Origin of the sequence: Gimesia algae, from assembly GCF_007746795.1 — a bacterium.
Classification (GTDB): domain Bacteria; phylum Planctomycetota; class Planctomycetia; order Planctomycetales; family Planctomycetaceae; genus Gimesia; species Gimesia algae.
Map to the genome: position 1 here is coordinate 6,521,509 of NZ_CP036343.1, position 25,477 is coordinate 6,546,985.

Below are 25,477 nucleotides of genomic sequence, written 5' to 3' on the forward strand. Positions count from 1 at the left end.
AGGTACTAATTATCGGGAATGGGAACAACCTTCATGTTCTCAGCGACATGGATACCCATGGAAATCTGCTGGCCACTCCATTCCGAAATCACAATCCCGGCTTCTATATTTTTTTCTGTGACCCGTCCCACTGAGCCGATCTCCAGACCGGTGCGCGAGAGAAACCGCAAAAATTCCGGTTCCTGATCGGTGACCTGCACAATCCGCAGATTGACTCCGGTTGTACAAGCAGCCAGAGTCGTCAGATTGGGGTAGGCCCGCCGCATCTGACCGTCGATGGAAGGGATCGGATCACCGTGGGGGTCTGTCTCAGGAAATCCCAGGTACTCATCAATATGGTCTACCAGGAAATCGCTTACAGCGTGTTCCATATTTTCCGCTTCCGCGTGAATCTGGTCCCAGGTGAGTTTCAACGTCTGGAACAGAAACAATTCAATCAGTCGATGCCTTCGTAATACGCGTATGGCAGACTGTTTACCTGCATCAGTTAAACTGGCCCCTTCATACGGGCGATACTCTACCAGTTTAGACTGTTTCAGAGTTTTCAGCATACTGGTGACAGTGCCGGGAGCCACATTCATATACCGGGCTAATTCCCCCGTACTGATCCACTCTGAACCGGACTGCAAGCTGATCTGCAGAATCGCCTTCAGATAATTCTCGACGGTCAAACTAGTTACGTTCACGAGATTTCCTGCTTCTTCAGATAGACAACTCTGACCGGATCGGAGTTACCTCGAACACAAGGTGTATCGCCCCATATCAGGACAACACAATCAGCAAGCACATGCCTGCTTATCCTAGCAACATCGTAATTCACTTGGAATCAATACCACACTCGAAATCAACGGCATTTCGAGATAGCGAAGAGTTCCCTCCCCGTAGGGCGAGCTTACTCAAGTCATCATGAAATAAACACTTATTGATATTTATTTTATGATCATTGAATCATTCCTTTTTCCGAAAAACCGGCAGATTGAATCATGTTGAATGTTAGAATCTGCCGATTTTAATGATTATACGGTTTCCTCTCCTCCACTCACATTTTCTCTTTTCTATATATAATAGTCGTAAGGAAGGCCGGATGGATTGCTGGCGCCAGATTGGTATCAGATTGCTGATGGTGTTCCTGTTCACAGGAACATTTCAGGATGCTCGTGCGCAAACGGTTGTCCGCGAAATTGGCTTGACGCAAGAACAGTTCAGGCAAACGGCTGTTGTCGGGCTGCTGGGTGAATTCAATCGATGTGCCGCCTACGAACTTTCAAATCAGGAACTGCAACTCAATCAGATTGTCTCTGGCGCGGGCGGGTTGACCTCTGATTCCTCAGGCGTCATTCGCGTGATTCGAGGTGGTCGCAGCAGTCAGGATCTGTTCTTCAACACCGAAGTCGACTTTCCACTCATGCATGGCGATGTGCTGATTGCTCTAAAATCATCAGCGAACGCCATGAATGTCTCGTTCAGCACGCCGGCTCAGACTGCACAATTGCAGCAATCCTCTCACTCTGAATTAATTCAGATTGCCATCCTTAATCTGCTGGATCGTCCTGTTGTATTTGGGGTACGACCTGAAATGGCAGATCTGGCAGGCATCCTGAAATGCCTGCGACAACCTTTGGAGCAATACGCGAACCTGGCTGAGTCCATCAAAGTCATCCCCCCCTATCGCAGCCGGGGCGACTCCGATTTCAAGTCGAGAAAACTGACTTCCAGATTCTCCTCGGGAACCGTCATTGTCTTAAATTCTCCGCAGGTGCTGAACCTGTCTATGGTTCCCCCCTCCCTGCCAGCACCGCGTCGATTGCGGCCCTCACAAAATACAAATGCGAATCCCTTCTTAGAAACATCAGCCCCTGGAACTCTGGAAAAAAACGTTTCTCCAATGGGAGAATATACTCCCGAATTACAGAAGGTGACGCATCCGGAAGAAACCTCACTGCCAACTGAGGATTCTTCACTGAAAGTAGAAACAAATCCACTGCTGCTTAGAGGACCGATGCTGCAACAGACTGCCGCCAGTTTGGTTGAGGTTCCCAATCCGGGGAATTCTCATTCAGAGGATACAAATCCCGCCGCATCAAACGATACAACAGATGAGAAGACTCAACTGCTGGCTGACTCTTCTTCAGTTCCAGATTTAGACCTGAAAGCAGCTCCGGCACCTCCTGTGGAATCCATTGACAGTCGTTTCGATGAAGGCTTGTCAAAGTTTGAGGAGACAGACGAGTTATCTGAATCATCGTCATGGCCTCCAGGAACCGCTTATATTCTGCTTGCTGGAATTGCTGTTCTGCTCTGGAAATATCTGCACAAGAAACCACGTAATCAGCAGGTAAGTACTCGGCAGGAACAATCTGAACGCGATGAAAACGGCGCGATCATTACTCACTGGGAGAAGCTACCTCCGCTTCCGGAAAAATCTTTGCTGGAACAGATTCTCGAAAACCAGATTCCCGTGATTGATGAAACACCTCAAATACCAACTCAGGCATTCATTTATGGACGACATCAGTCACGTTCCCTGCGAGTCGACAAAGAAGAGCCGACTTTGAAAGGACCTCACTTCAACCAGAGGTCACGCCGTGATAAGAACACTCCGGATCAACAGGAATTTGCCAGCACGGGAACGGTCGTTGCTCCTGAGAAACCACCTGAAAATAAACGGAAGCCACCTGCTTTCCGCTTTGATCGCTCACATCAGGACTCCTCACAGTCTGGTATAGAAAAGCAGCCACCGACCGATACAACACGGCTGGGACATACCAGTCAGTCTGAGAAGAAAAAGCATTCCGGAATTCTTGACCGTGTGCTGCAGGCCGTACAGGGAGTATTACCTAAATGAGCAGCGCACTGCAGATCGACTCAACCTGTCTCAGGACTTTACAGAATGATTCGAGCCACAAACTGACACGACGTTCCATCGAAGCGTTGTATACGATCCTTGATGACAATAGTGAAAATCGGTCGATGCTGCTTAAAATTGGTGTCCCGTTTCTCAATTCCGAGGAAACACTGATTATCCCCGGTGGAAATGCCGCACAGATTTCACGTTTTTCAAATGTACCTCTCTATCCGCTGTTTACGAGTGGTGAGCTGGTATTAAACGATCCGGTCCACCGCCAGTTACTTTCTACGTTGATTCAGTCCATACTCCCCAAGGCAAGAACCAGTGGGGAATATTGTGCTTTCATTGGACCAGGCAATGATCCGCAGTCACCACTTAACAAGCTGACTTCTCAACTGATTGCACTGCAGGGATTCACTCCTTTTGCCACGACAATCACGCTGGCAGCGGGGCTGGCAGCGTTTCCTGCAGCAACTCACTTTTCCGGCTACGTGATCTACCTGGGACATTCGCATTCCGAAATAGGATTAGTCCACCAGAGTCGAGTCGTCGCCCGACATTCGGTACCATTTGGAAGTGAGTGGATGGACGAACAACTGGCACACACCTGGAAAATGTTCAAAATCGATTCTGAGGGGAAACAGCTGACTGACTCAAAACGGGCAAAAGAGAAACGCCTCAGTCCGCAAATCAGTCTGAGTCCTTATCTGTCACATCATTCTGTAGTCACATCCTGGTATGAATCACTGCTGGACAATCTGCTGGATGAATTTACGACTCAGCTGGAGGCACTTCAAACTTATATTGCCACACTGGAACTGTTACCTGTCGCCTGCCTGGGTGACCTCGCGCAGACTGCCGGCTTTAACGAACTGCTCAGACAGAATCTGGTGAATCACAAAATCCCGTTCAATCAAAACCAAATAAACCTGGTTCCGGATGAACAATCTACCATTTCCCGCGGCACACTTGTCGTCGCCGCAATGGAAGAGGAAGTCGCGACGCGGGCAGCTTAATTCTGCTGAACCAGTTCTGCGGTCAGTTGATCCACGAACCGCAGATAATCTACTTCAAGCGTCCGAATATTAGTCTTAAAGGCTTTCTTGAAGTCCTGCTCCCTGGCATCGGCAGAGTATTCCTCCAGGGGATCGCGTTCTGAGATCGATTTCAGATACCGGGCATAACGGGCAGGTTGAGTCTCCACCAGAAAAAACGTGAGTGCCCAGGCTTCCGCATAGGCATCCAGAGTCGAAGAACGAAACAGGGAATCCTCCCGGATAAAGGTTCGCAGTGACTCTTTCTCGCGGCGGGTACGTGAATAATTCACAAACCAGATCAGTCGACTCCGATTGACTCTGGAAAGCAAGCGGGTACTGCCTCCCGTGTGAGACCGCAGTTCATCTGACTCAAACGTGGTTGCCAGTCCCTCAACAACCCAGCGGGGATTCTCGCCAATCCGGGTATGCAGTCCGGTATTAAAGGCAACCTGATGGGTGGCTTCGTGAATCATTGTATCCCGTAAAGCTTCTGCCATGTTCTTACCGTTGGCGGAAACCCGCGCATAGCTCAACTGCGTTTCCCCCAGGCTCGGGTCAGAATCCTGAAGAGCGGTCGCAGCACTCTGATCGAAAAGAGCGGTTCGATTGGTATGCGGGTGATAGTACCCCAGTAAACCCTGGCCGGCACGCACACCTTCTTTTTTACAATAGTCGAAGAATTGTGCCTGGTCCGGAAAAATGACGGCGACCATCAAAAATTCTGGCGCCTTGATCTGATTACCACGTAAGGCAAAATAGTGTGAGAACGATTCATAGAGATCTTCAAAAACACCACCATACGCTTTGGCTTTGCCGCGCGGGGCACAGATCAGGTAATGTCGAGTCGAGATAATTTCGTATAACGGGCCGAACTCGTTCTGAAGTTGCAACTTCATTTTATTTAAGGGAAGCTTTTGAAATTCGGAGGCGACTCTTCGAAAAGACGTGACTTTCTTTAGAGAGACTTCCGACAACATCCCTGACTGATCCATCATCCAGCAGACATCAGCATTGTGTGCAATCGATTTACCCACGAACACCGTATCCTTGGTTTTCATCTCAATTAGTGTAGGTGGTTTTGCGCAGACCGACTCTGTTGTCAGCCAGAACAGACTGGCCCCCAGCAGGGAGAGTGGAATCAGACGCAGGCAGGTCAACATAGGGACGACCTCAATTCGTGTGGCGGGATCTCTGGTTATTGGAGAAGTTTGTCTCTATAGATAGTCTAACCGCCGTTTCAGAGTTGGGCTTCTGAAATCAGAAACGAAGTCCGATCCAGAGGTGGGGTAACAGGAAACACAGGGAAGATAACGGTTATAATCAATCGATTAATTAGTGAAGCGGAAACCTCGGGGTGTTTTTCTGTCACATTGGACAGCTACAATGTAAGCGAGAAGTATTTTTTTTCATGAATCCATTTTGAATCTGAACAGGATCTAATTGTGCCACGCCTGATGCTATACGCAGCAATCACGATACTGGTTCTGATGTGCGGTCATTTGAAAGTAGCTGGAGCTGAACCGAATCCCGTTCTTAAACAGGCAGAACTGAAACGTCAGGTGGAAACGCTGATCACTCAACTGGATGCCAACCAGCGATTGAAAAGAGAGCAGGCAGAGAACAAGCTGATCAGGTTGGGAAAGCCTGTACTCGCATTGCTACCTCCACCCGAACTTGTGCCGACCCCTTCGATACGGGAAGCGCTGGTACGTGTGAGACTCCAGATTGAAAAACAGGCAGCTCGAGATTCACTGCAGGCCTCACTGATTACTCTCAAAGGCAGTTACACCTTTAAAACAGTCCTGCAGCAAATTTCCAGTCAGTCCGGGAATCAGATCGATCTACAGAAACTAACTGCTGCCTTCCTGAATAAAAAAATCCAGGTTGAATTTGAAAAAACTCCCTTCTGGCAGGCCATTGATGAGCTGAGTCAAAAACTGTCCCTTGACTATCAGATCAATGGATCCAGCGACTCACTCCAGTTCCAGTTGAACTCTGAGGAGAGTTCAGCTGGTCCCACCAAGGATCAACGGGTCTATTACGATGGTTCATTCAGGATGACTGTTCTGAATCTCAGGAGCCGCCCTTTGAGAGGAAATTCGAGTAAAGATTTACTGGCTGTCAAATTTCATGTCGAGGTAGAGCCCCGCCTGCGACCTCTATTTCTCAGCTATGCGGCCAATGAGATTCATTGCAAAACCAGTCAATCAAAAAATCTCTCCCTATTTACCCCGCAGGCAAAACTGGAAATCCCCCTGGGAGAAGGGGGAAAGAACGTCAATTTCACGATGACCTGGATCCTCGACAGCGCGCAGAAGAATTCGCTGTTCGATATCCGGGGCGCTCTGCAAATGGAACTCGCGGCGGAAACACTGCCGATTTCGTTTGATACTCTAGATCAATCAGCGGGCGCCATTCGACGACGAGGAAATGTATCCGTTGAACTCGTCAATGTCGAGCAGAAAAAACGGCCCACCAGTCAGACACTCAATGTGAGGATCGCCCTGAGCTACGACTATGGTGGCCCTGCATTTGAATCTCACCGTACCTGGATCTATCACAACCGGGCATACCTGGAAAATCCAGCGGGCCAGAAGTTCTGGTTAAACGGTGCTTCGCATACAACGCTGGAAAGCGCGGGTAAAATTGGCGTTTCGTATCAGTTTACGGACCTGCCGCTGCAACAGAACAGATTTAGGTTCGTTTATCTCGCCCCCACATTGATTACCGCTGCCCCGATCAGGTTTCACTTCGAAAATCTCAAACTCCCGACGAACGCCGAGGAGAGTAAACCGTGATTTCAACGGTCTGATACTCAGGTCAGATTCCTTCTGCAAGCTGCTTTGCTTCAATCTGGACACGCTCCACCATCCCGAACAGTCCATTTTTGCGCTGAGAGCTCAGGTATTTATCCAACTGAAGCTGCGAAAAATACTGCCTGACATCTGTATTCAGAATTTCCTCTGGTGTTTTATCGTTATAGATTGCCAGCAGGACTGCAATCAATCCTTTGACAATCAGTGCGTCGCTGTCTGCATTGATATGCAGCACATTCTGGCCTTCTGTATTTTTCAGCTCAGTCGTCAGCCAGACCATACTCTGACATCCATGCACACGATTTGCTTCGGTCTTTTCAGACTCGGGCATGGCAGGAAGTTCAAATCCCAGATCGATCAGAAAGTCACAGCGTTCTTCCCAATCGTCAAGAAATTCAAACTCCTCTATCAATTCGTCAATGGTAATCATGTTCTGAGTTGTATCTGCTGTAGAGTTCTGTTTCGAGGACATATCAGTTTCAAATTTTATAGCAAATGATCGATTAGCAGAAGCCGGGCAGAATAAATACTGCGAAACCAGCTTTTATGTCTATTATAGTATTTCCAGGGGAGGTCTTGAAGGTTTTTCAATCAGAGTGCGGGCAATTTCAATCGAAGTATTTTCTGCAACCTTCAGTAGATACTGTTGGGATTCAAGCTCTTCTGTCAGCAATTCGGAAATATTGCCTGAATCAGATTTTTCACGAATTTCTGCATTCATGGGTATTTCACCTAAAAAGGGAATCTGCAGGTCTTTTCCCTTCTCCTGTGCTCCCCCGCGTCCAAAAATATCTCCCGACATATTTTCGACAATTCCCAGCACAGGAATTTTCACCTGCCGAAACATCTGGACGGCTTTGACAGCATCCAGTAAAGCCACCTTTTGAGGAGAACAGACTACTACGGCACCTGCCAGATCAATTAACTGAGACAGAGTGAGTGAGACATCTCCTGTGCCTGGTGGCATGTCAATAATCAGATAATCCAGTTCTCCCCACTCCGTATCCTGCAGGAATTGAGTAATCGCCTTATGCAGCATCGGCCCGCGCCAGATCACTGCCTGATCAGGTTCTACAAAGAATGCCATCGACATGACTTTGAGTCCCCTGGCTTCAACGGGAACAATGCGGGTTACTGCCTGCCCATCTTTATTATGAAACTCCTGAGCAACCGGCTTTTCACTGGTTCCCACCAGATGCGGAATACTGGGACCGTAGACGTCAGCATCAACCAGTCCGACCCGGGCCCCAAAATGTTGTAGTGCATAAGCCAGACTTGCTGCGACGGTGCTCTTGCCCACACCACCCTTGCCGGCGCCAACAGCAATGATATTTTTCACATTGAGCCCGATACGACCACCAGACTGCTTGCCGCGAATATTAACACTGTATTTGACGCTGACATCCTGACATTCAGGAAACGCCTGCTGGATCGTCGCTTGAATTAACTCCGACAGTTCTGACTCCTTCGGATACGAAGGAACCGGTAGTTCAACCTCAACTGAAACCCGGGACGAATCATCAGTTGTGACTGATTTCAAAAATCCGGACACAGACAGCGGTTTTTCAAATACGGGATCTACTACGGAAGAAAGACAACTCTTGAGATTCGCTTCATTCAATTCAGCATTCGCCATCAGCTTATTCTGCTTTCCTTGGATTTTATCTAGATCTGTTGAATGGATGGTCGGAACGCTTTGCTGCTCGTCTGATAATCTGACCCAACTCTCTGAAACGCCGACCGGGCTCGTATCAGGTTTTAAATGGATTGCTGATCAATCTGCAAGGGAGATGACTGCACTGGCCTCTGCAGATCAAAATGCCAGCGGCAGATCTTCGCAATTCGCTCTGGTTCCAGGCTTCCCAGCTGTAAATGAAAGACTCCCATTTCCCTCAAGGCCCATTCCAGATTCAACTTTGGTTCTTCTGAAAATATAATCACCGGAAAAGAACCACGAGATCCCATGAACCTTTGTAAAAACTGCAGGCAGACCTGCTTGCCAACACTTAAATCAAGAATGACCAGGAATTCTTCTGAATTTTCACGCAGGACGACCTGAAATAAATCGAGCTCAGCAGAAAACCCGCGAACCTGCCAGTCAACTTCACCTTCAAACTGCCATTGAAGCTCAGATACAATATGTGCCCGCTCCTCTAGAACAAACACTTTTTTCATTAATTCCCCATCGCATTGAACATAAGGTCAGATCAACTGCCGCAGTTATCCGCGGACTGCCAGTCTATGATATAATCGTATACGCCTCCGCTTTGATTACAACTCATATGCTGCCTCTGGATTCACTGGCTGAAGTATTTTTTCAGAATTCAATGAGCAGACTCTGAATCCTCGCAGACTCCAACAGGGAAAATATACAAATAAACACGCTCCTGTCGGCGAAATCGTGAATGAAACTCGACAACCCTCCACAGCACTTAAACCATGGCCGTCATAATCGATACAAGCGTATTTTCAGGACCCACTTTGAGTGGAGAGTGGACAATTTCGTGTTTCTCCAAGGACTCCCCGAGAAATCTGGCCGAAAAAATAAAACAGGTTTACCTTTTTAATTACGTGAGGCTTTGGACTCCCAGGTTGATCGGAAAACCTCATCTGAATCAACCATGATCGAGTACCTCACTACCGTCCACGAAGCGAATCCTTGGAGATTGCCTAAATGAAATTGTTAAGTTATGTTGCCGCTTTAGCGGTTGTTTGTTGTGCTGGTGTTAATGCTGAAGCTGCTGGCTTCCTGGGTAAAGGATGCTGTGCTCCTGCCCCTAAACCAACATGCTGTGCCCCAGCTCCTAAAACCTGCTGTGCTCCAGCTCCTAAGTGCTGTGCCCCAGCACCAAAGACTTGCTGTGCCCCAGCTCCTAAAACCTGCTGTGCTCCAGCTCCAAAGACCTGCTGTGCACCAGCTCCTCAGTCTTGCTGCAACTCATGTGATTCCTGCTGCGGTCACAAGAAGCTCTTCAGAGGATCTTTCCTGCGAGGATGTAAAGATCGTTGCGGTAAAATGTTCAACCGTTGCAAAGACCGTTGCTGCAAAGTAAAGGTTAAGTGCTGCAAAGTTAAGCGAAGCTGCTGTGCACCAGCACCAACCTGCTGTGCTCCAGCTCCTAAACCAACTTGCTGTGCTCCTTCTCCCAAGTCTTGCTGCAACTAGTCAGATTTGAGAGTTTCTGTAATCCCGGCACTACGGGATTGGCCTATCAGGTCCGAAGGGCAGCTTCAATAATCGTGAATGTCAAGTCCGAGGGATTTATTCCCTCGGACGGACTTCACCAGACAACTTGTTTTGAAGCTTAGTATTGAAGTTCAGAAATCTAAATGATCTGATCATTTGAGCGAACAACTGAGAATATTAAAAAATGGTGTCTCTCTTTTTGAGAAACATCATTTTTTTTATAGATAGTCCTTTCTGCGGGTTCACATCTTATCCTTCTACTTTAAATGTCGGTCGCAATTCTATAGACTCAGGAATCACCTGTTTTGAAATGATTCCTTCAACTCTCCAGCCAACATTAAAAATCAAATGAAAATCGAAGACCTCCTGAAACGTTTCCAATGGGAACAGATTCCCAATACCAATGGGCGGTTTACACTCAGTCAAGTAGAGCCTCCCAGGTCCATCACAGACCTGGTGGATTCCGCAGAGATTGAAATCAAACAGTATCCTTCCGCACATCATCAGGAACTGATCTTTGTCGTTGAACTCGAGGATGGTGGGCTGATCTCCTATCAGCGAAAAGATGCTTCATTTATCCATACTCTGAACTCGCAAAACATGTTCAAACGCAAGCAATGGGAACTCGGGATCATTTCTTACAGTCCTCGAGGAGTTCCTGACGACCCCAGCCAAGAGTCCTGATTTTCACAGTACCCCCGTCATTTCCCATGACACGCCGCATATGGACTGGCTGGGTTGATTTCGATAAAGAGATGATTTTTTAAAATATTTTGATGGCTTTTAAATAATTCTTGTCTAGGATGTTTGTGGGCAACCTCATTCTAAACCATTCTCATTTCGTTAATTAAGTCACTTAGTAAATACTTAGCGATGAGGAGTGCGGCGTGCCTAAAGCGATCTGGAATGAGGCGATTCTGGTAGATTCCGATGACACAGTAACAGTGGACGGAGACGTGTACTTTCCACTCGAATCTGTTAACAGTAATTTTCTTAAGAAGAGTTCTTCAACCTCGACCAGTCCTCAGAAAGGTAAAGCATTCTTCTACTATGTGGTGGTTGAGGATAAAGTCAATCGCGATGCCGCCTGGTACTATCTTGATCCGCAAATAGAGTATGGAGAGCTCAAAAACCGAATCGCCTTCTGGAAAGGTGTCGAACTCTACAAAGATTCCTGAAGGGACAGGCTGGTTTCTTTACGAACTATACCATCTGATCAGTTTCTTGTTGTCTTGAGAACGAGACAGATTTTTAACTCTGCTTCGAAAATGAGGTAACCCAAATACCGGTGAGTAGCCGTGATGATGATCGGCAATCGCCATCGCCTCATTCACGTCTTCCGGTTTCAAGTTGCTTCTATCTTCCCCCGCTGCAATCCAGCGTGCAATCCACAGGATCGCTGGAAACATTAACGCCAGATGATTAAATCCTTCCGCGAAGGGAATGTCATAGTAGGCAGCTCCCAGAAAATGCAGACCTTCGATTTTGACGCGATAATATCGGAAAAACAATTTCTCACTTTCCGCTGGTAAGCCACCAAAAGGCTGTTCTACCTGCGAAAATGCAACGGAATGAAACCGTTCCTGCAGACAGGGAATCTGCCCCTTTCCGATGGCAAATTTCAACGCAGATTGCAGTAATCCGATGCGTCGTCCCAGACCACGAGAGGATTCCGCATATGTATCTTTACGGGCATATTGGGCTGCCAGGAGACGAAACTGAATCCCTCCCAGTCGACTTGGTGCGATCGGATCCAACTCCAGATCGGCAGGTAATTCCTGCAGGGTTGCCTGAAAAATCAGTTCCAGAAACTCATCCAGTCGTTCACCCTGAATGGTCTCGAATCGAGAAGGTTCGATCAATTCCACAAAGCTGATCGCGCGCAGCAGACAAATTTGAAACGGTGTCTCTTTTGATTCAAAAAACTGATTTAATTTTGCAACGACTCTTAAAGTATCAGGCCAGCTCAGGGATTCCCGGGAATTCAACCGTGGCGCAGGAGGAGTCTTGCGACGTTTAGGGAGCACCTGATCTACAATCTTCCGAATGGCGGGCTCCTGCTGGTCAACCCGTTTACCCAGATTTGAAACGACAGAGGGGCAACTGAATCGCAGGCTGACAGCCACATCATTGCCCGCCGGATGAAATGCATACGGATAGACCTGACAAGCCAGAGGTTTGGCGGGTTCTCCGAACTTCGCGTGAATGCGACACAGCCCCTGCTCATTCAGAAAAACACAGGAACCATCCTCCTGGTGAGCCAGTCGATACCGCTTGCTCGTCGGCGACAGCCCCAGCTTTTCAAACACTGGCTTGCCCGCGGGGATCGATTTATCCAGATCCCAGCGCTGCTTTTCAATTCGTTCTTTTTCCTCAACTGTGATCTCGATCTCATGCTGTTTGCAGCAACCACCACAGTTATGGCAGTTCCAGTTCTGGATCACAGGCAGCTTCAAGCGGGGAGACGGCATACGTACTCTTTAGTCAGTGGCGGAATCTGTTCGGCGGAATCTGTTCAAATAATCTGTGGTTTATTGTAAAGATTACAAAAACCAAACGCAAAGTAAGCCGGGGAACTGATTTTCTTCCCAACTTTTCCAGAGGAAGAATCAGAATCGCAGTTTCGGTATAGACACATATTCAAGATTCCCTAAAATCCCGCTCGCTTACTGGAAACAAGAGCGTTTTTGTAGCTGTCTCCCCGCAGAGGCAATTCACTGCAATCCCCGCTGCAAGTGATACAGAAACTCCCGAATTCCTGTTTTCAGATAGCACCCCGTCCATAGATTTTTCCCTTATCTGCAGATGACCAGTCTCTTCCGGGAAAGTATTTGGAACTTTAAGGACCCTATCATGTCGACACGTTATTTTTTCAATATGAGCTGGTGCGCGCTTCTGAGCTGCGCTTTCACCGGATGCTATTCCCATCATCAGTATCCTTATGGTGGAACTTATCCTGGCCCTTATGGAGCTCCTGGTCCTTACGAAATGGCACCTGGAACCGTAATGCCCGGCAGCATGCCCCCTGGCAGTTATCCTGTGCAACCCGAACTCGGTCAGCCGGTTCCTCCACCACAGGGATCGCTCCCTTCTCCCAATTCACAAGCCTACAGTGACGCGTTTCCAGGAAATACGAATAACACCAACTACGATGGCGTCGATAACCAGTGGAAGCAGCCCGTGAACAGTAATCCCGGCGCAGCCACTCCCTTTGATGCAAATTCGACCGCTTCCGGACGAAATCTCAATCCCGGCAGCGGCATCAACAATAACCTTCCCGGTAACCAGACGGTCCCCAGCTATCAGGACCCCAACCAGATTCAACCCAATAATCAGCCATTAAATAACGAATTTCCCGGCAACAGTAACCCTGCTCCCAGCAACAACGCATTCCCGGGAGATTCAGGAGATACCTTCGAAAGTAATTCAACCCCGAAACCATCTGCAGGCACTTCAACTCAGATGAATGACCAGTTCGCCCCCAGCGGCGGCGATCAGTTTCAAAACAATCAACCCAGCCAGTTCGAACAACCTGATCAATTCCAGCAGCCCAAAGATGAATTTGAATCAAATCAAGGCTTCAGTGTTCCCAATCCCGTACAAAACCAGAACCCGGTTGAGCAGCAGAGTTTCGAGAGCAGCGACGATACTTTCGGCGCGAATCCCAAAAAATTCGAAGCCAATCCCATGCCCGCTGACGATACCTTTAATCAGAACTCCTTCGACAGCAGCCAGGAATTTCAACCTCCAACCAAACCATTTCCAGGTAACGACGGCGGCGATGATATCTTCGGACCAAATAACAGTTCGACGATGAAACCAGCAACTGGAAAAGTCAGTCATGCCGATCACCAGAGATCTGCTTCAGGACCTCAACTGGTCAGAGACGATTCCTTCATGCAGCCCGCTAAATTCCAACCTGCTTCATTTGATCTCCCCGCCGGCAGCAACCAGCAAGCTCCCTCCCCCTTTAATTATGATAAACAAAACTACCGCTGGTTACGGGGAATTATCGAATTTGATGAACAGGAAAAATCCTGGAACATCACCTACAATGCCACTCCCGAAAAATCCGATAAATTTGGCGGTAATATCGTACTCATCGATCAAGGTAAATTGAATCGCTTTACCAACGGCGATGTCGTACTCCTGGATGGCTCTATTGACGGCTCAAAACAGGACCGGATGGGAAAACCCTGTTATCGCATCTCAAAAGCACAACGACTCGTTCCCAAAAAATAAATCGGCGAAACTGACGAATCAGAATTCCCCTCCCGATGAAAAATATACAGCCCTGCTCACAGGGCTTTTTTTATTGGCTATGCGTGAAAACGCGTTTTTTTCTCTCTGCTGGTATTTTCACCTGTTAAAATCGCCAGTATCAAACCCGCTGATGGCAGACGAATCTGAAAATAATTCCGTAAAACACTTCCGGAGATTCAGTGAACTTGAAGTGTGAAACGCGCCAGTTCACGACAATAATTCGCCATAGTCTTGCCTGTTCCCCGTCTCAATTGACCTGCATTTCACCAATTTCGAGCAGCAAATTATTCGGGCAATCCTCAAGTATAACTGAACATCATCAGTTATAATCCACACATCCAAACTTCAGAATTGCCTCCCGCTGAATATCAGACCGAATGATTCCCGCTCAGATTGCTCACACAAGCATCACAGATTCTAACGCGCACCGCATTTAACCATAGCAGTTTGCAATCTATGGTCCTCGGTCCAAAGAGTCCTGGCGACGCCACAGTAAAACGGGGCACAGTCTAACGGAATGTCACCAGATCGTTTAGATGAACACGCAACAGTCTCAGTAAACACCCTCCGAACTTCACGAACGGATATCGTGTCTCAGACAGTAACAAAGCGTTGTTATGCCAAACGTTACTGCATTTCGCAGTATAACCGCTTTTACTCGCCTCCCTTTTCATTAGCTGAATTCGTGTTAAAATTCCTAATGAACAATCTCATTTATATTTTACAGTCTGAAGCAGGCAGCAATGGTCGCCAATCTCACATCCATTCGGGATGATTTCCCGATTCTGAATCAGAAGCTCCCCAACGGGCAGCCTCTCGTCTACCTCGACAGCGGCGCATCTGCACAGCGTCCCCGTTCTGTGATCAATAAAATCACGGAAGTCTATGAGCAGTATTATTCCAACGTGCACCGCGGCGTCCATCAGCTGGGCGACCGCGTCACTACCGAAATGGAAGCAGCCCGCACCCGGATCCAGTCTTTCATCGGTGCCGCAGCTCCTGAAGAAATCATTTTCACTTCAGGTACAACCATGTCGGTCAACCTGATCGCCCAGGCCTGGGGGCGCCATTTCCTTAAAGGCGGTGATGAGATCATCCTGAATGAAATGGAACACCATGCGAACTTCGTTCCCTGGCAGGCAATCGCCAGAGAACGCGGTGCCGTCCTCAAGTTCATCCAGCTGACACCCGATGGGCGCCTTGACCTCGATCACTATCAATGCCTGCTCTCCCCGAAAACAAAACTCGTAGCCGTCACAGGCATGTCGAACGTTTTAGGGACGATCAACCCCATCGCCGAAATGGCTCATAAGGCACATGAAGCCGGTGCACTGATTTTTGTCGACGGTGCACAAAGTGTTCCCCACCAACCGGTCGATGTCGTCAGTAGCGAGATCGACTTCCTCGCCTTTTCAGGCCACAAACTGTTTGGCCCCTCAGGTGTCGGTATCCTCTACGGCCGCAAATCACTTCTGGAAAATCTCCCCCCGTTCCTCTATGGTGGAAATATGATTTCGGAAGTGCATCTCGAGGAATCTCACTGGGCCAGTCTTCCCGCCCGCTTTGAAGCGGGAACTCCTGCGATCACCGATGCCATCGCCCTGGGAACCGCCGTTGAATATATTACAGAGCTGGGCTTTGACGCGATCCAGGAACAGGAGCACATCCTCGGCGAATACGCGCTGCAGCAACTGCGCGAAGTTCCCGGCTTGCAGATTTACGGGCCGCAGGAACTCATACAGCGGGGAACCATCTTCAGCTTTAACGTCGCAGGGGCGCATCCCGAAGACCTCGCCACGCTCCTGGACCGCAAGGGAATCGCTGTCCGGCACGGACATCACTGCACCATGCCCCTGCATCAGCATCTGGAGATTGCTGCCAGCGTGCGGGCCAGCCTGGCATTCTATAACACCACCGATGAAATTGACGCGCTGATCGATGCCCTCGACTTCGCCCGAAAGCGACTGCGCCTGACATAAGGATTTCAGACAGCAGGATTGCGGGCAGCTGATTTGAATCGTACGTCTACAAAAAAAGAAGCCGGCGTTTTTGCGCCGGCTTCTCTGAGTTTCTGAATGTCACCATTCTCTAGTCGAGACTAGATAGGTTTAACATTTTCTGCTCTTGGTCCTTTTTCGCCACGTCCTTCTGTGAAGGAGACGCGTTGCCCTTCGTAGAGCTGCTCAAATGACACACCTTCGAGGTTAGACGAGTGGAAGAACAAGTCTTTTCCACTTTCTGTGTCGATAAACCCAAATCCCTTTTGTGTCACTTTCTTAATTGTACCTTCAGCCATCTTCTTTTCCGATTCCTAAAAAATAAAAAATGCGGCGTCTCCCGAAACAACTGGTTCAGGTCGCTCAGCCGCAAGATTCGATTCTAACCGGCCCCGGTAATAAAACAAGCTGAGTGAACAATAATCTCCTGTTATGACACCATAGAGACAGCCAATTTTGAATAGAAATGCCTGTTTTCCAGCACTACAAGCCCAAAATAAATTTTTACAGTTTTACCGAAATCCTCAAATTTTCAGGAATTCCCGCCCGATTTTCGGGTAGCCACGTAAACTCTGCATCCCCCGCACTACAGGCGCTACCGACAGCCCACCTGAGCAGGCAGAATCAGCCCCTGATACCCCAATCACCTCAATCATTGCTCCAAGCTGATTCCGATAAACTCGGCCTACGCAGCAGTGATACTACTTGACAACTGTTCCAGATCGGCAGACGATAAGAGTAGTTTTCCGATTTCGAGTGTCACATCTTCATATCATAACCCAGAAAGCGAGTACTCATGATGGTTCCTCGCCCTGTTTCAGCCGTTTTTCGCACTCAGGCCGTCGGCCTGTTGACGCTGCTGTTAGCATTCACAATCACTATAAATCAGACAGCTGCCCAGAGACGCTCCACCCGTCTCCATGCCAATCCAGCCAATACCATTGAAGCTGCTGCCCTGGAATTTGCACTCAACGCGGAGGAAGTGACACAGTTGATCGGCAAAACAGCTGATATTACTGCTTCGAATGGGAAAGAAGAGCAGGGAGTTGAGATTACCCGCTTCCTGACAGGCCGCGACAAGAGCCAGATCAAATCCATCGAAGTCAAAGCTCCCAACGCAACTCGCAGCAAGCGACTGCTGGTCACGCGCCTGGATGAAATGAAGATTGACGACAAACTCTATCAGTTTCAATATCTCCCTTCCGTCAAAGCAGCCATGCTGGAAGATCTCAGCAAAAAAAATGCTGCGATCTCTGAAAAACTCAAAGCCTCCAACGAAGAGTTCTGGGAAGAGATCCCCGAAGAGGAACAACTGAAATATGTCAACGAATATAAAGAGTTTCTCGACAAAGTTGGCAAACACTACGCTTCCTTTAACATGAAATTATACGAAACCAGGTACTTCCTGTTTTATACCGACATGCCCGCCAATCAGGTTGCCCCCTACCTGGTTCAGCTCGACAAAATGAATGAACTGCTCGGCCAGTCATTCGGTTTCAAACCAGGTCATAACATCTGGCGCGGCAAAGCAGTCATCGTCGCCTTCATCGCCAAACAGGCGTTCCTGGAATTTGAACAGCAGTTTTACAACCGCACGGAAACCGGCAACGCGATCGGCCTCTGCCACTCGCATGGTGATGGAAAAGTCATTGTCTCCTGCTATCGCGGCAATGATCCCAACTTCTTCGGAGCCGTCCTCGTCCACGAAACCGCACACGGCTACATTCACCGCTATAAATCAACCGTCAACATCCCGACCTGGATCAACGAAGGTATCGCCGACTGGATCGCCATGATGGTCGTCCCCAGTTCCAGAGAAGTCCGCTTCCGCCAGGTGGAAGCAGCGAATCGCCTGAAACAGGTCCAGACGTTCGGCGGACAGTTCTTCAATAACGAGCGCCTCGACAGCTGGCAGTACGGCTCTGCCAGCGCGATCATTCAACTCATGCTCAAAGCCAGCCCGGAACAGTTCAAACTCTTCTTCAACGGCATCAAAGAAGGGCTCACCTGGCAGGACAGCCTGCAACGCGCCTACGGCTTAACCGTCGACCAACTCAGCCAGGCCTACGGCCGCACCATCGGCATCCCGGCTCTGACTCCGTAATCAAGTTTCCCAGGGAATTGTCATTTGGAAAACTGCCATGCTCCGTAGTTCCCGAAATCTGAGAAACGTCTTCATCATCTCCGGGCTTATTCTCTGTGTGGTCGCTTTCTGGTTCCTGAAGCCGAACAGCACCCGTCAACTACAGTCACGAATCGAAAACCTGGGTGGCACCACACGCCTGGATATTTATTGCGGCCACGAAGCAACCCCCATACCTCCCATGCTTTCTAATCTGGAACTGACATTTCGATTGAAAGAATTCTTCTTTCAGCCGTTTCATAAAATCATTTATGTACAACTCAGATTTTGTGAGATCGCTGACTCAGATCTGACGGTACTGGAAGAAATGAATCATGTCATCAGACTGGATCTGTCAGATTCCGATGCTTCAGATAAAACCATCGAATCGATCAGCCGCATGAGAAGCCTCAAGTACTTGGATATCAGTAATACCCAAATCACCCAGGCCGGAGTCGCACGACTGCTGCACCGCAATCCCTCTTTAACCATTGAAGGCTTCAATCCACGCGAGCAATATCTGTCCGAATCAATGGATCAGTTATTCAAAAAGATAGAAGAGGGAACACAGTCTGAGAATCCGAATCTGAAACCATTCGATAGCAAACTCGAACTCATCATTTGGTGAGTAGAACTCAACTTCGAAGAACCGTCTATGATTGCCCATAAAGAATTACCACTGAACGAAAAACCAAATATTGTTTCACAGTCAGGGTTGAGCGTTCGCACTTTGTGGCTGATTCTTTCCGTCAGTATTTTCTTACTGTTGATCCCGGAAGGTCTGCAACGCTGGCGTGCCATGAAACTGGCTGAAAAAGTAATCCAGCATGGGGGAGATATCAGAATTAAAAACAGCCTGCTGTCACACTTAGACTGGTGGAAGGTTTCACCCCAGACGCACGCTTTCTGGGGGAACATCTATAGTGTGTATACGCGTCCTTCCGGTAGCTTTCAGGTCGACGATGACTTTCTTCTGGAACTGGGAAATCTGCACTCCATTCAAAACCTCACATTAGGCAACCCCCACAATCCAACCATCATCACGGATCAGGGAGCTACATATTTAAAGCAACAGAAGCTGGGACACCTCGGTATTACAGGTGGATCCATTACAGACAAAGGCTTCAACGAACTGGCTGAGATGAATTCGCTACGAACCCTCGGACTGCATCACCTGGCAATCACAGGAAATCAACTCCCGCAGAACGCCTTCCCAAATCTGATAATGCTGGACTTGTCTGATACCAAGTTTACAAATCAGGGTTTGAAGAATCTGGCCCCCAATTCTAAACTGGTCTATTTGCATCTCGGCAACACGAATGTCAGCAGTGCAGGACTGCAGGAATTATCAAAGTTCCCGAATCTGCGTGCTCTTCGCCTGGGAAATCTGAAAATTAAAGCGGCAGCATTCGCCAAACTGGCGAATCTGAAGAGGCTCTATCAACTCGAACTGCAGGGAACCGCAGTCAATGATGCCGTAGCCCTGCAACTCTCCCAATTGGGTCAAATCACAGCACTGAGATTATACGAGTCCCAGGTAACAGACCAGGGTCTCCAGAATCTGGCAACAATGAAAAACCTGGAAACGTTGTTCCTGTCAGGAGCAAAGATCACCGATGCTGGCTTAAAAGTTCTGAGTCAACTTCCGAAACTGGATTATCTGGATCTGTCAGACACGCAAATCAGTGATGAGGGGCTGCGACAACTCAGCAAAATACCGGCACTCAGAATGCTTAACCTGTCAAACACCCGCGTCACCGATCAGGCAAAACAAATTCTCCTGCAGTTTCCAGCATTGGAATCCATTGAAGCATTCGATACCAGCATCTCCCCCGTCACCATCGAAGACATCCGCGATGCGGGGATTGACGTATCAAAATTTCATGCGGAAATAAGCCCATTATAGTCCATCACAAATGCTACAGGATACCCGCTCATGGAACCATCCGATCTGGATTCCCGTATCGTAACACTCAGAAACTACACAATCGTGGTGACCTTAGTCGGCCTGTTCCAGCTTTGTTTCATTCCAGCAGCCATTCACATTCAACCGTTGATGATGGAAGATGCCCTGCGGTTCGAACTGGAAGGCCTTGACTGCAAAACCGAAGCCATCCAGAGAATTGTGGCCTGGAAAGAACGCATTAAGGGCCCTGCGGTATTCATCCCCTTTCTGAACGGCCTGGTACTTCTCAGCATCTCTGCTGCGATTTTCTATCAAGTGTCCCAGATTAAAAGACAGCTGTAACGTTTCTCCCCGCTTTCCCGAAATCCGCATTCCCACATGATTTCGAATCACTTAAACTACGAACGTATTCGGTTTTCCTGATATTGCCACATCCCTTCAGAGAGTAATAATTCGATGTCGACCGCGGCTCCAAGTATTGATACCGAAGAAACGGATACCAAAAAAATTCGGGTCCTGGCAGCCGGCTTCATTGGCAATATTCTGGAATGGTATGACTTCGCCGTTTATGGATTTTTCGCACCCACCATCGGCAAGCTCTTCTTCCCGTCGGAAGATCCCCGGGTCTCACTGATTGCCGCCTTCGGTGCGTTCGCTGCCGGCTTTCTGATGCGACCAGTGGGCGCCGTGCTGTTCGGTCACATCGGCGATCGCATCGGTCGTAAGAAAGCGCTGACACTCTCCGTCATGATGATGGCGATTCCCACCATGCTCGTGGGCATCCTTCCCACACACGCTCAGATCGGTATGTACGCTGCCATCATGATGGTCCTGCTCCGTATGATTCAGGGCATTTCGGTCGGCGGAGAATATACCAGTTCGTTCGTCTTCCTCGTCGAGCACGCGCCTGCAGGACGGCGTGCCTTTTTTGGCTCATGGAGCATGATCGGTGCCACGTGTGGCATTCTGCTCGGCTCCGCCGTCGGTGCTTTGATTAATAGCTTTACGACCAGTGAACAACTGCTGGCATGGGGTTGGCGAATTCCGTTCCTGGCCGGCGTGCTGGTCGCCTTCGTCGGTTATTTCATCAGGCATGGCATCCCCGATCAGCCCATCGCTGAAGAACTGTCAGAACAGGAAGTCTATTCGCCTCTCAAACAGGCCTGGGGCAGCCATAAAACAGAACTGCTGCAGTCGGCTGGTCTGAATATGATGAACGCGGTCACCTTTTATACCGTCTTCATTTATCTTTCTACCTGGCTGGTAGAAGAAGTGGGCGAAACTCGCGCGGAAGCACTCGACATCAATACCATCAGCATGGCTGCTTTAACGGTGATGGTTCCGTTTGCAGCGATGCTCGCCGATAAATTGGGTCGCAAACCATTGCTGCTGATCGGCGCCGCCGGAGTGACGCTATTCTCTTATCCTCTGCTATGGCTGATGCACCACCATCATTACCAGATGATCCTCGCCGGACAGATCGGCTTTGCTGTTCTCGTCGCCTGTTTCGCCGGTGCCATCCCTGCGACGATTACCGAACTCTTCAAACGTGGCGTCCGCGTCAGCGCGGCCAGTGTGAGCTACAATATTCCCTTTGCCATCTTCGGAGGGACCGCCCCCATGGTCGCCGCCTGGCTCGTCCATTCGACCGGAAACCCGCTCTCCATCGCCTGGTACCTCTCCGGCATCGCCGCGATTTCCTTCTGTATCACCCTCACCATCAAAGAAACCCGCCACAATTCACTGGAGGAATGATCAATCCGATCACAGTACCGGTTCCCCGGTCTCTGCAGAGAATCTCATCTTCTGCCCCTTGTTGAGCAGCATGTTTTTACCCTGTTTTTCCTGCAACACAAATTTGTTCAACTGGCCTTCAAAATAATCTCTGCCCGCTTTGACGCATTCAAAGTGAGCGGCGATCGTCGCCGGATCCAGTGCGTAATCATAGAATGCGACTTCATCAATCACGCCACTAAATGGCTCGCGGCCTACGAATGATTCAAAATCGGAGGTAATCAGGTTACCAATCACTGCGGGGGTCGAACCACCGCTGATGATCATCGTGCCAACCGGAAATCGATGGCTCATTCGCAGCTTTCCATCAATATAAATAGCTTTCACTCCCGTCCAGCCATTATAAGTGGCAACGATATGATGTGGCTTGCCATCTCGCATTTCAGCCAAAGTGGGGCGTCCCTCTTTCCCGTCCAGGGGCATATCCAGTTCGCTGTAACCCATACCCGACAAAAACAGACCAAATGACAGACACGGACCTCCCTCCACTATAGGAATCTGAGAAATACCGGCTTTATTATCATTCTGAAAACTCAGTAACATCCGATAGCTGCCATCCTCTTTACGGAAGATTTCATCATAATCATAGGGTTTTTTAGCAGGTTGATGATCTGAAATCTGCCACTCAGAGATCACCATGGCTTCAATAGTCACCCCTGTCGAAACCGCATAATCACCGGTCCCCACCTCCTTGCCGCCCCCATTGCCCAGCAGCAGACTCGCATCAGGGTGATTGTTAAACCGTATTGCACCCCTGCCAATGATGCCTTCAACCCGCACTGCATTTTTACCGGCACGAATTGCTCCCATGCCTATCGCATCCTGTAATGACTCCGATTCTCTCTGATCGAAATTCCAGTAGAATCGAGGTAAACGTCCCCGGGGCTTCACTTCAACCTGACCATCCAGAACATGCACGTAAGTTTCAGACTCTTCGTTCACACTGACCTCGTATTCGGTTCCCCGATTGATCAGTTCCACACTGGGCGTTTCCAGTTTAAAAGGAGCTTTGCGATCAGAGCGATGTGTGAGCAACTTCCCGGAAAACAGTGTCCCCTGATCTTTGCCTTCCATACCGAACAGGGAGGGACTTGTCAGGGAAACATCGGCACCACCCGAAAAAGCAAAGTCCACGTTACCGGAAGTCACCTTAACAGTGCCCGGCTGGAAGTGATCTGTCATCACCGGATTCTTGCCCAGCAGTTCCCATTTCGCCTGAAGCGTCGACTGCACAACAGCGACTTCTGAGGGAGGTACGGCATTTTCATCAAAATAATATTGAGACCGATCCTGCACAACATCAGGCGCACCAGCCTTTTGAGGTGCACTCTGTAAGGAGAGAAACAGCCCGACCGCACACAGACAGACAAGCAGACTGAAGCCTGGTATAAGCAGAAACCGGGCAGGCACACGCCTTGGTTTCTGTGGAATCGTGGGAGCTTCTGCCTCAGCAGGCGGTAACTGTCCGGATTTTGCTGCACTCGCCAGCCCGATATGCAGAAACACGTAATTCAGATATTCGCGACGGTACTCGGGATGCTCCGTCAGCAACTGCTCCAGGGCTGCCAGCTCTACTTCAGTGATGATCCCCGAACATTGTGCGTCAGCCAGTTCCAGAATTTGCTCCGGCAGTATGGATTCAGATTTTTTCATGAAGTCATCTCACTGGAAAGACGGCGGTTGACACAATCAAATAATACTTTCCGGATTTTTTTGATTGTTTTGTAGATCGCATGAGAGGAACATTTCCAGCGGTCGGCGACTGTGGCCGCCGTCTCCCGATCTCCGTAATACGCGTCGATCAGATCACGTTCGCGCGGACTTAGCTTTTGCATACACTGGGTGAGCGCCAATTGACGCTGACTCTGTTCCTCCACCATACTCGAAACGTCCTCCGCCAGTTCCGTCACGAGGTTATCACTGAAGATCAGCCGTTTATTCTGATACTTCCGTCTGTATTTTCGCACCTGGTTGAATGCAATCCCGTTCGCCCAGTTCAGGAAACTGCGATCAGGATCATATCCCGAAAATTCTTTCCACAGTATCACACAGGTTTCCTGGAATATGTCTTCCGCAGCAGAGACATCCAGTACCATGGCGAGAATAAATCCATAGATTTTGCGGTCTTCCCGCGAGAACAGTCGAAAGAACTCTTCACTCATAACCGGATTGTCTAAATGCTTACTCATAACGAGGTAAAGTCTATCAGTCACAGAGAACGGAAGAAAACATTCAGGCGACAGAAATGCGCGCAGGAGCAGACCCGTGAAGCTGCCTTCTATAGTATGTGGCGCGCAGTCTGACCGATTGGTACTGGAAAATTATGAATTCCACATTTTTTTTTATAAAAAGCAGAAAGTTCTGGTACGAATCGGCCACTCAGCGCGCCATATACCTATTGAGGGCCTGCTGCGTTTTTACTGTTCTCCCTTCTGAAATGCAGTTCCGATGATTGTTATTTCCCTCATATCCAAGGAGTTCTGTTTTCTATTTCGATTTATTTTCATCTGATTCAACCCAAGGAGAACTTATGTTCGTCGCTCGCAAACATGACTATCGCATGCGTTCCGCGTTTACATTAATTGAATTGCTGGTCGTCATCGCCATTATAGCGATTTTGATCGCCCTGTTGCTGCCCGCAGTACAGCAGGCACGCGAAGCAGCCCGCCGCAGTACCTGTAAAAACAATTTAAAGCAACTGGGACTGGCGCTACATAATTATCACGAAACACATCGGCTGTTTCCCCCGGGAATGATATATCGAGTTGTAACGTCATCCTCACCATCAGGAAAACGAACTCCTTTCTGCCTGCATCTGCTGCCTTATATTGACAAGGCCAATGTATACAACCTGTACGATCATGACCAGAACTGGCATGCGACCGTGCATGATCCTCAACCAGCCGGCAACGGTGTGCGGCTGGTGCCGCTTCCTGTCTGGCAATGCCCTACCGATCGAGAAGCCATCTGGAATTCCAATCCGGATGGAAGTATTCGAGGAAACTATGGTGTCAACTGGGGGCAGGGCACATTTGGAACTCAAATCAAACCTGCGCCGTTCAAAAATGCATTCGGAGCTAAAATGCGGGATATCACCGATGGTTCCAGCAACACCCTGGCCATGCTGGAAATGCTGAAGCCAGCCACGGGTGCAGACGATTATCGAGCCTGGATCTGGAATGATGAACCGGAAAGTGTCGTCATGACACGCGTCGGTCCCAACAGTTCGGCTCCCGATCTGGTTACGCATTGTGTCTCAGAAGGACAGCGTCTCCCCTGCACTGGTTCCATCTCGGGAAATGATCGCAGCAATGCCTCACGCAGTCTGCATGTGGGGGGAGTTCATGCCTTGATGTGTGATGGTGCCGTCCGTTTCATTTCTGAAAATATTGATCTTAACACCTGGCAAAGTCTGAGCAGTATGAGTGGCGAAGAAGTGATCGGCGAATTTTAAACAATTCGCGCGGACTCACTTCCTGAACATCCATCATATATGACCTGCTTAAA

At 48.9% G+C, this 25,477-nt stretch carries 22 protein-coding genes; 13 read left to right on the plus strand and 9 right to left on the minus strand.

The window, feature by feature from the left end:
* Positions 1–5: 5 nt before the first annotated feature.
* Positions 6–686, minus strand: coding sequence for a metal-dependent transcriptional regulator (locus Pan161_RS24475; protein ID WP_232103467.1), 681 nt, complete (start codon positions 684–686; stop codon positions 6–8).
* Positions 687–1,084: 398 nt separating this feature from the next.
* Here Pan161_RS24475 and Pan161_RS24480 point away from each other — a divergent pair, with 398 nt between their 5' ends.
* Together Pan161_RS24480 and Pan161_RS24485 are read left to right on the plus strand one after the other, a co-directional pair.
* Positions 1,085–2,845 carry a hypothetical protein gene (locus Pan161_RS24480; protein ID WP_145231361.1) on the plus strand — a complete coding sequence of 587 codons (1,761 nt, stop codon included), beginning with the start codon at positions 1,085–1,087 and terminating at the stop codon, positions 2,843–2,845.
* Positions 2,842–3,864 carry a disk-shape morphogenesis protein volactin gene (locus Pan161_RS24485; protein WP_145231362.1) on the plus strand — a complete coding sequence of 341 codons (1,023 nt, stop codon included), beginning with the start codon at positions 2,842–2,844 and terminating at the stop codon, positions 3,862–3,864. The genes Pan161_RS24480 and Pan161_RS24485 overlap by 4 nt, the downstream gene beginning before the upstream one ends.
* Here Pan161_RS24485 and Pan161_RS24490 read toward each other — a convergent pair.
* The gene (locus tag Pan161_RS24490; RefSeq protein ID WP_145231363.1) at positions 3,861–5,045 is read right to left on the minus strand and encodes a DUF1570 domain-containing protein; all 1,185 of its coding nucleotides are present in this window, start codon (positions 5,043–5,045) and stop codon (positions 3,861–3,863) included. The two genes, Pan161_RS24485 and Pan161_RS24490, sit on opposite strands and share 4 nt — an antisense overlap.
* Before the next feature lie 282 nt (positions 5,046–5,327).
* On the opposite strand from Pan161_RS24490, the gene Pan161_RS24495 reads away from it, so the two are divergent.
* On the plus strand, positions 5,328–6,683 hold the full coding sequence (locus Pan161_RS24495) for a hypothetical protein (RefSeq protein ID WP_145231364.1): 1,356 nt from the start codon (positions 5,328–5,330) through the stop codon (positions 6,681–6,683).
* A 22-nt stretch (positions 6,684–6,705) separates the two neighbouring features.
* Here Pan161_RS24495 and Pan161_RS24500 read toward each other — a convergent pair whose 3' ends face one another.
* The 3 genes from Pan161_RS24500 to Pan161_RS24510 all read right to left on the minus strand — a co-directional run bounded on the left by Pan161_RS24500 (position 6,706) and on the right by Pan161_RS24510 (position 8,876).
* Positions 6,706–7,173, minus strand: coding sequence for a SufE family protein (locus Pan161_RS24500; RefSeq protein WP_145231365.1), 468 nt, complete (start codon positions 7,171–7,173; stop codon positions 6,706–6,708).
* Between the two features lie 81 nt (positions 7,174–7,254).
* Positions 7,255–8,337 (minus strand): Mrp/NBP35 family ATP-binding protein, encoded by a 1,083-nt coding sequence (locus Pan161_RS24505; RefSeq protein ID WP_145231366.1) that lies wholly within the window; start codon positions 8,335–8,337, stop codon positions 7,255–7,257.
* Between the two features lie 122 nt (positions 8,338–8,459).
* The gene (locus tag Pan161_RS24510) at positions 8,460–8,876 is read right to left on the minus strand and encodes a hypothetical protein (RefSeq protein ID WP_145231367.1); all 417 of its coding nucleotides are present in this window, start codon (positions 8,874–8,876) and stop codon (positions 8,460–8,462) included.
* 1,360 nt (positions 8,877–10,236) lie between these two features.
* On the opposite strand from Pan161_RS24510, the gene Pan161_RS24520 reads away from it, so the two are divergent.
* On the plus strand, positions 10,237–10,572 hold the full coding sequence (locus Pan161_RS24520; protein WP_145231369.1) for a hypothetical protein: 336 nt from the start codon (positions 10,237–10,239) through the stop codon (positions 10,570–10,572).
* Positions 10,573–10,775: 203 nt separating this feature from the next.
* A complete protein-coding gene (locus Pan161_RS24525) occupies positions 10,776–11,066 on the plus strand; it encodes a DUF427 domain-containing protein (protein WP_145231370.1) in 291 nt (96 codons plus the stop codon).
* Positions 11,067–11,084: 18 nt separating this feature from the next.
* On the opposite strand, the gene Pan161_RS24530 is transcribed toward Pan161_RS24525, so the two are convergent.
* Entirely contained in the window at positions 11,085–12,359 is a 1,275-nt protein-coding gene (locus Pan161_RS24530; protein ID WP_145231371.1) for a YkgJ family cysteine cluster protein, read from the minus strand.
* A 382-nt stretch (positions 12,360–12,741) separates the two neighbouring features.
* Between Pan161_RS24530 and Pan161_RS24535 the strand changes: the two genes are divergently transcribed.
* The gene (locus Pan161_RS24535; RefSeq protein ID WP_145231372.1) at positions 12,742–14,130 is read left to right on the plus strand and encodes a hypothetical protein; all 1,389 of its coding nucleotides are present in this window, start codon (positions 12,742–12,744) and stop codon (positions 14,128–14,130) included.
* Between the two features lie 764 nt (positions 14,131–14,894).
* On the plus strand, positions 14,895–16,130 hold the full coding sequence (locus Pan161_RS24540; RefSeq protein WP_145231373.1) for an aminotransferase class V-fold PLP-dependent enzyme: 1,236 nt from the start codon (positions 14,895–14,897) through the stop codon (positions 16,128–16,130).
* A gap of 119 nt (positions 16,131–16,249) precedes the next feature.
* On the opposite strand, the gene Pan161_RS24545 is transcribed toward Pan161_RS24540, so the two are convergent.
* Positions 16,250–16,447, minus strand: a complete 198-nt coding sequence (locus tag Pan161_RS24545; RefSeq protein ID WP_002647116.1) for a cold-shock protein — start codon at positions 16,445–16,447, stop codon at positions 16,250–16,252.
* Positions 16,448–16,944: 497 nt separating this feature from the next.
* Between Pan161_RS24545 and Pan161_RS24550 the strand changes: the two genes are divergently transcribed.
* From Pan161_RS24550 to Pan161_RS24570, 5 genes are all read left to right on the plus strand, one after another.
* Positions 16,945–18,252, plus strand: a complete 1,308-nt coding sequence (locus tag Pan161_RS24550) for a hypothetical protein (RefSeq protein ID WP_145231374.1) — start codon at positions 16,945–16,947, stop codon at positions 18,250–18,252.
* 37 nt (positions 18,253–18,289) lie between these two features.
* Complete coding sequence (locus Pan161_RS24555; protein ID WP_145231375.1) at positions 18,290–18,898, plus strand: hypothetical protein; 609 nt, start codon at positions 18,290–18,292, stop codon at positions 18,896–18,898.
* A 27-nt stretch (positions 18,899–18,925) separates the two neighbouring features.
* Positions 18,926–20,176, plus strand: a complete 1,251-nt coding sequence (locus Pan161_RS24560) for a leucine-rich repeat domain-containing protein (protein WP_145231376.1) — start codon at positions 18,926–18,928, stop codon at positions 20,174–20,176.
* Positions 20,177–20,206: 30 nt separating this feature from the next.
* Complete coding sequence (locus Pan161_RS24565) at positions 20,207–20,518, plus strand: hypothetical protein (RefSeq protein ID WP_145231377.1); 312 nt, start codon at positions 20,207–20,209, stop codon at positions 20,516–20,518.
* 114 nt (positions 20,519–20,632) lie between these two features.
* Positions 20,633–21,931: an MFS transporter gene (locus Pan161_RS24570; RefSeq protein ID WP_145231378.1), complete on the plus strand. Its 1,299-nt coding sequence runs from the start codon at positions 20,633–20,635 to the stop codon at positions 21,929–21,931.
* 9 nt (positions 21,932–21,940) lie between these two features.
* On the opposite strand, the gene Pan161_RS24575 is transcribed toward Pan161_RS24570, so the two are convergent.
* Positions 21,941–23,623, minus strand: coding sequence for a LamG-like jellyroll fold domain-containing protein (locus Pan161_RS24575; protein WP_145231379.1), 1,683 nt, complete (start codon positions 23,621–23,623; stop codon positions 21,941–21,943).
* Positions 23,620–24,159 carry a sigma-70 family RNA polymerase sigma factor gene (locus Pan161_RS24580; protein WP_145231380.1) on the minus strand — a complete coding sequence of 180 codons (540 nt, stop codon included), beginning with the start codon at positions 24,157–24,159 and terminating at the stop codon, positions 23,620–23,622. The genes Pan161_RS24575 and Pan161_RS24580 overlap by 4 nt, the downstream gene beginning before the upstream one ends.
* A 341-nt stretch (positions 24,160–24,500) precedes the next feature.
* On the opposite strand from Pan161_RS24580, the gene Pan161_RS24585 reads away from it, so the two are divergent.
* Entirely contained in the window at positions 24,501–25,424 is a 924-nt protein-coding gene (locus Pan161_RS24585; protein ID WP_145231381.1) for a DUF1559 domain-containing protein, read from the plus strand.
* The last annotated feature ends 53 nt before the right edge of the window (positions 25,425–25,477 follow it).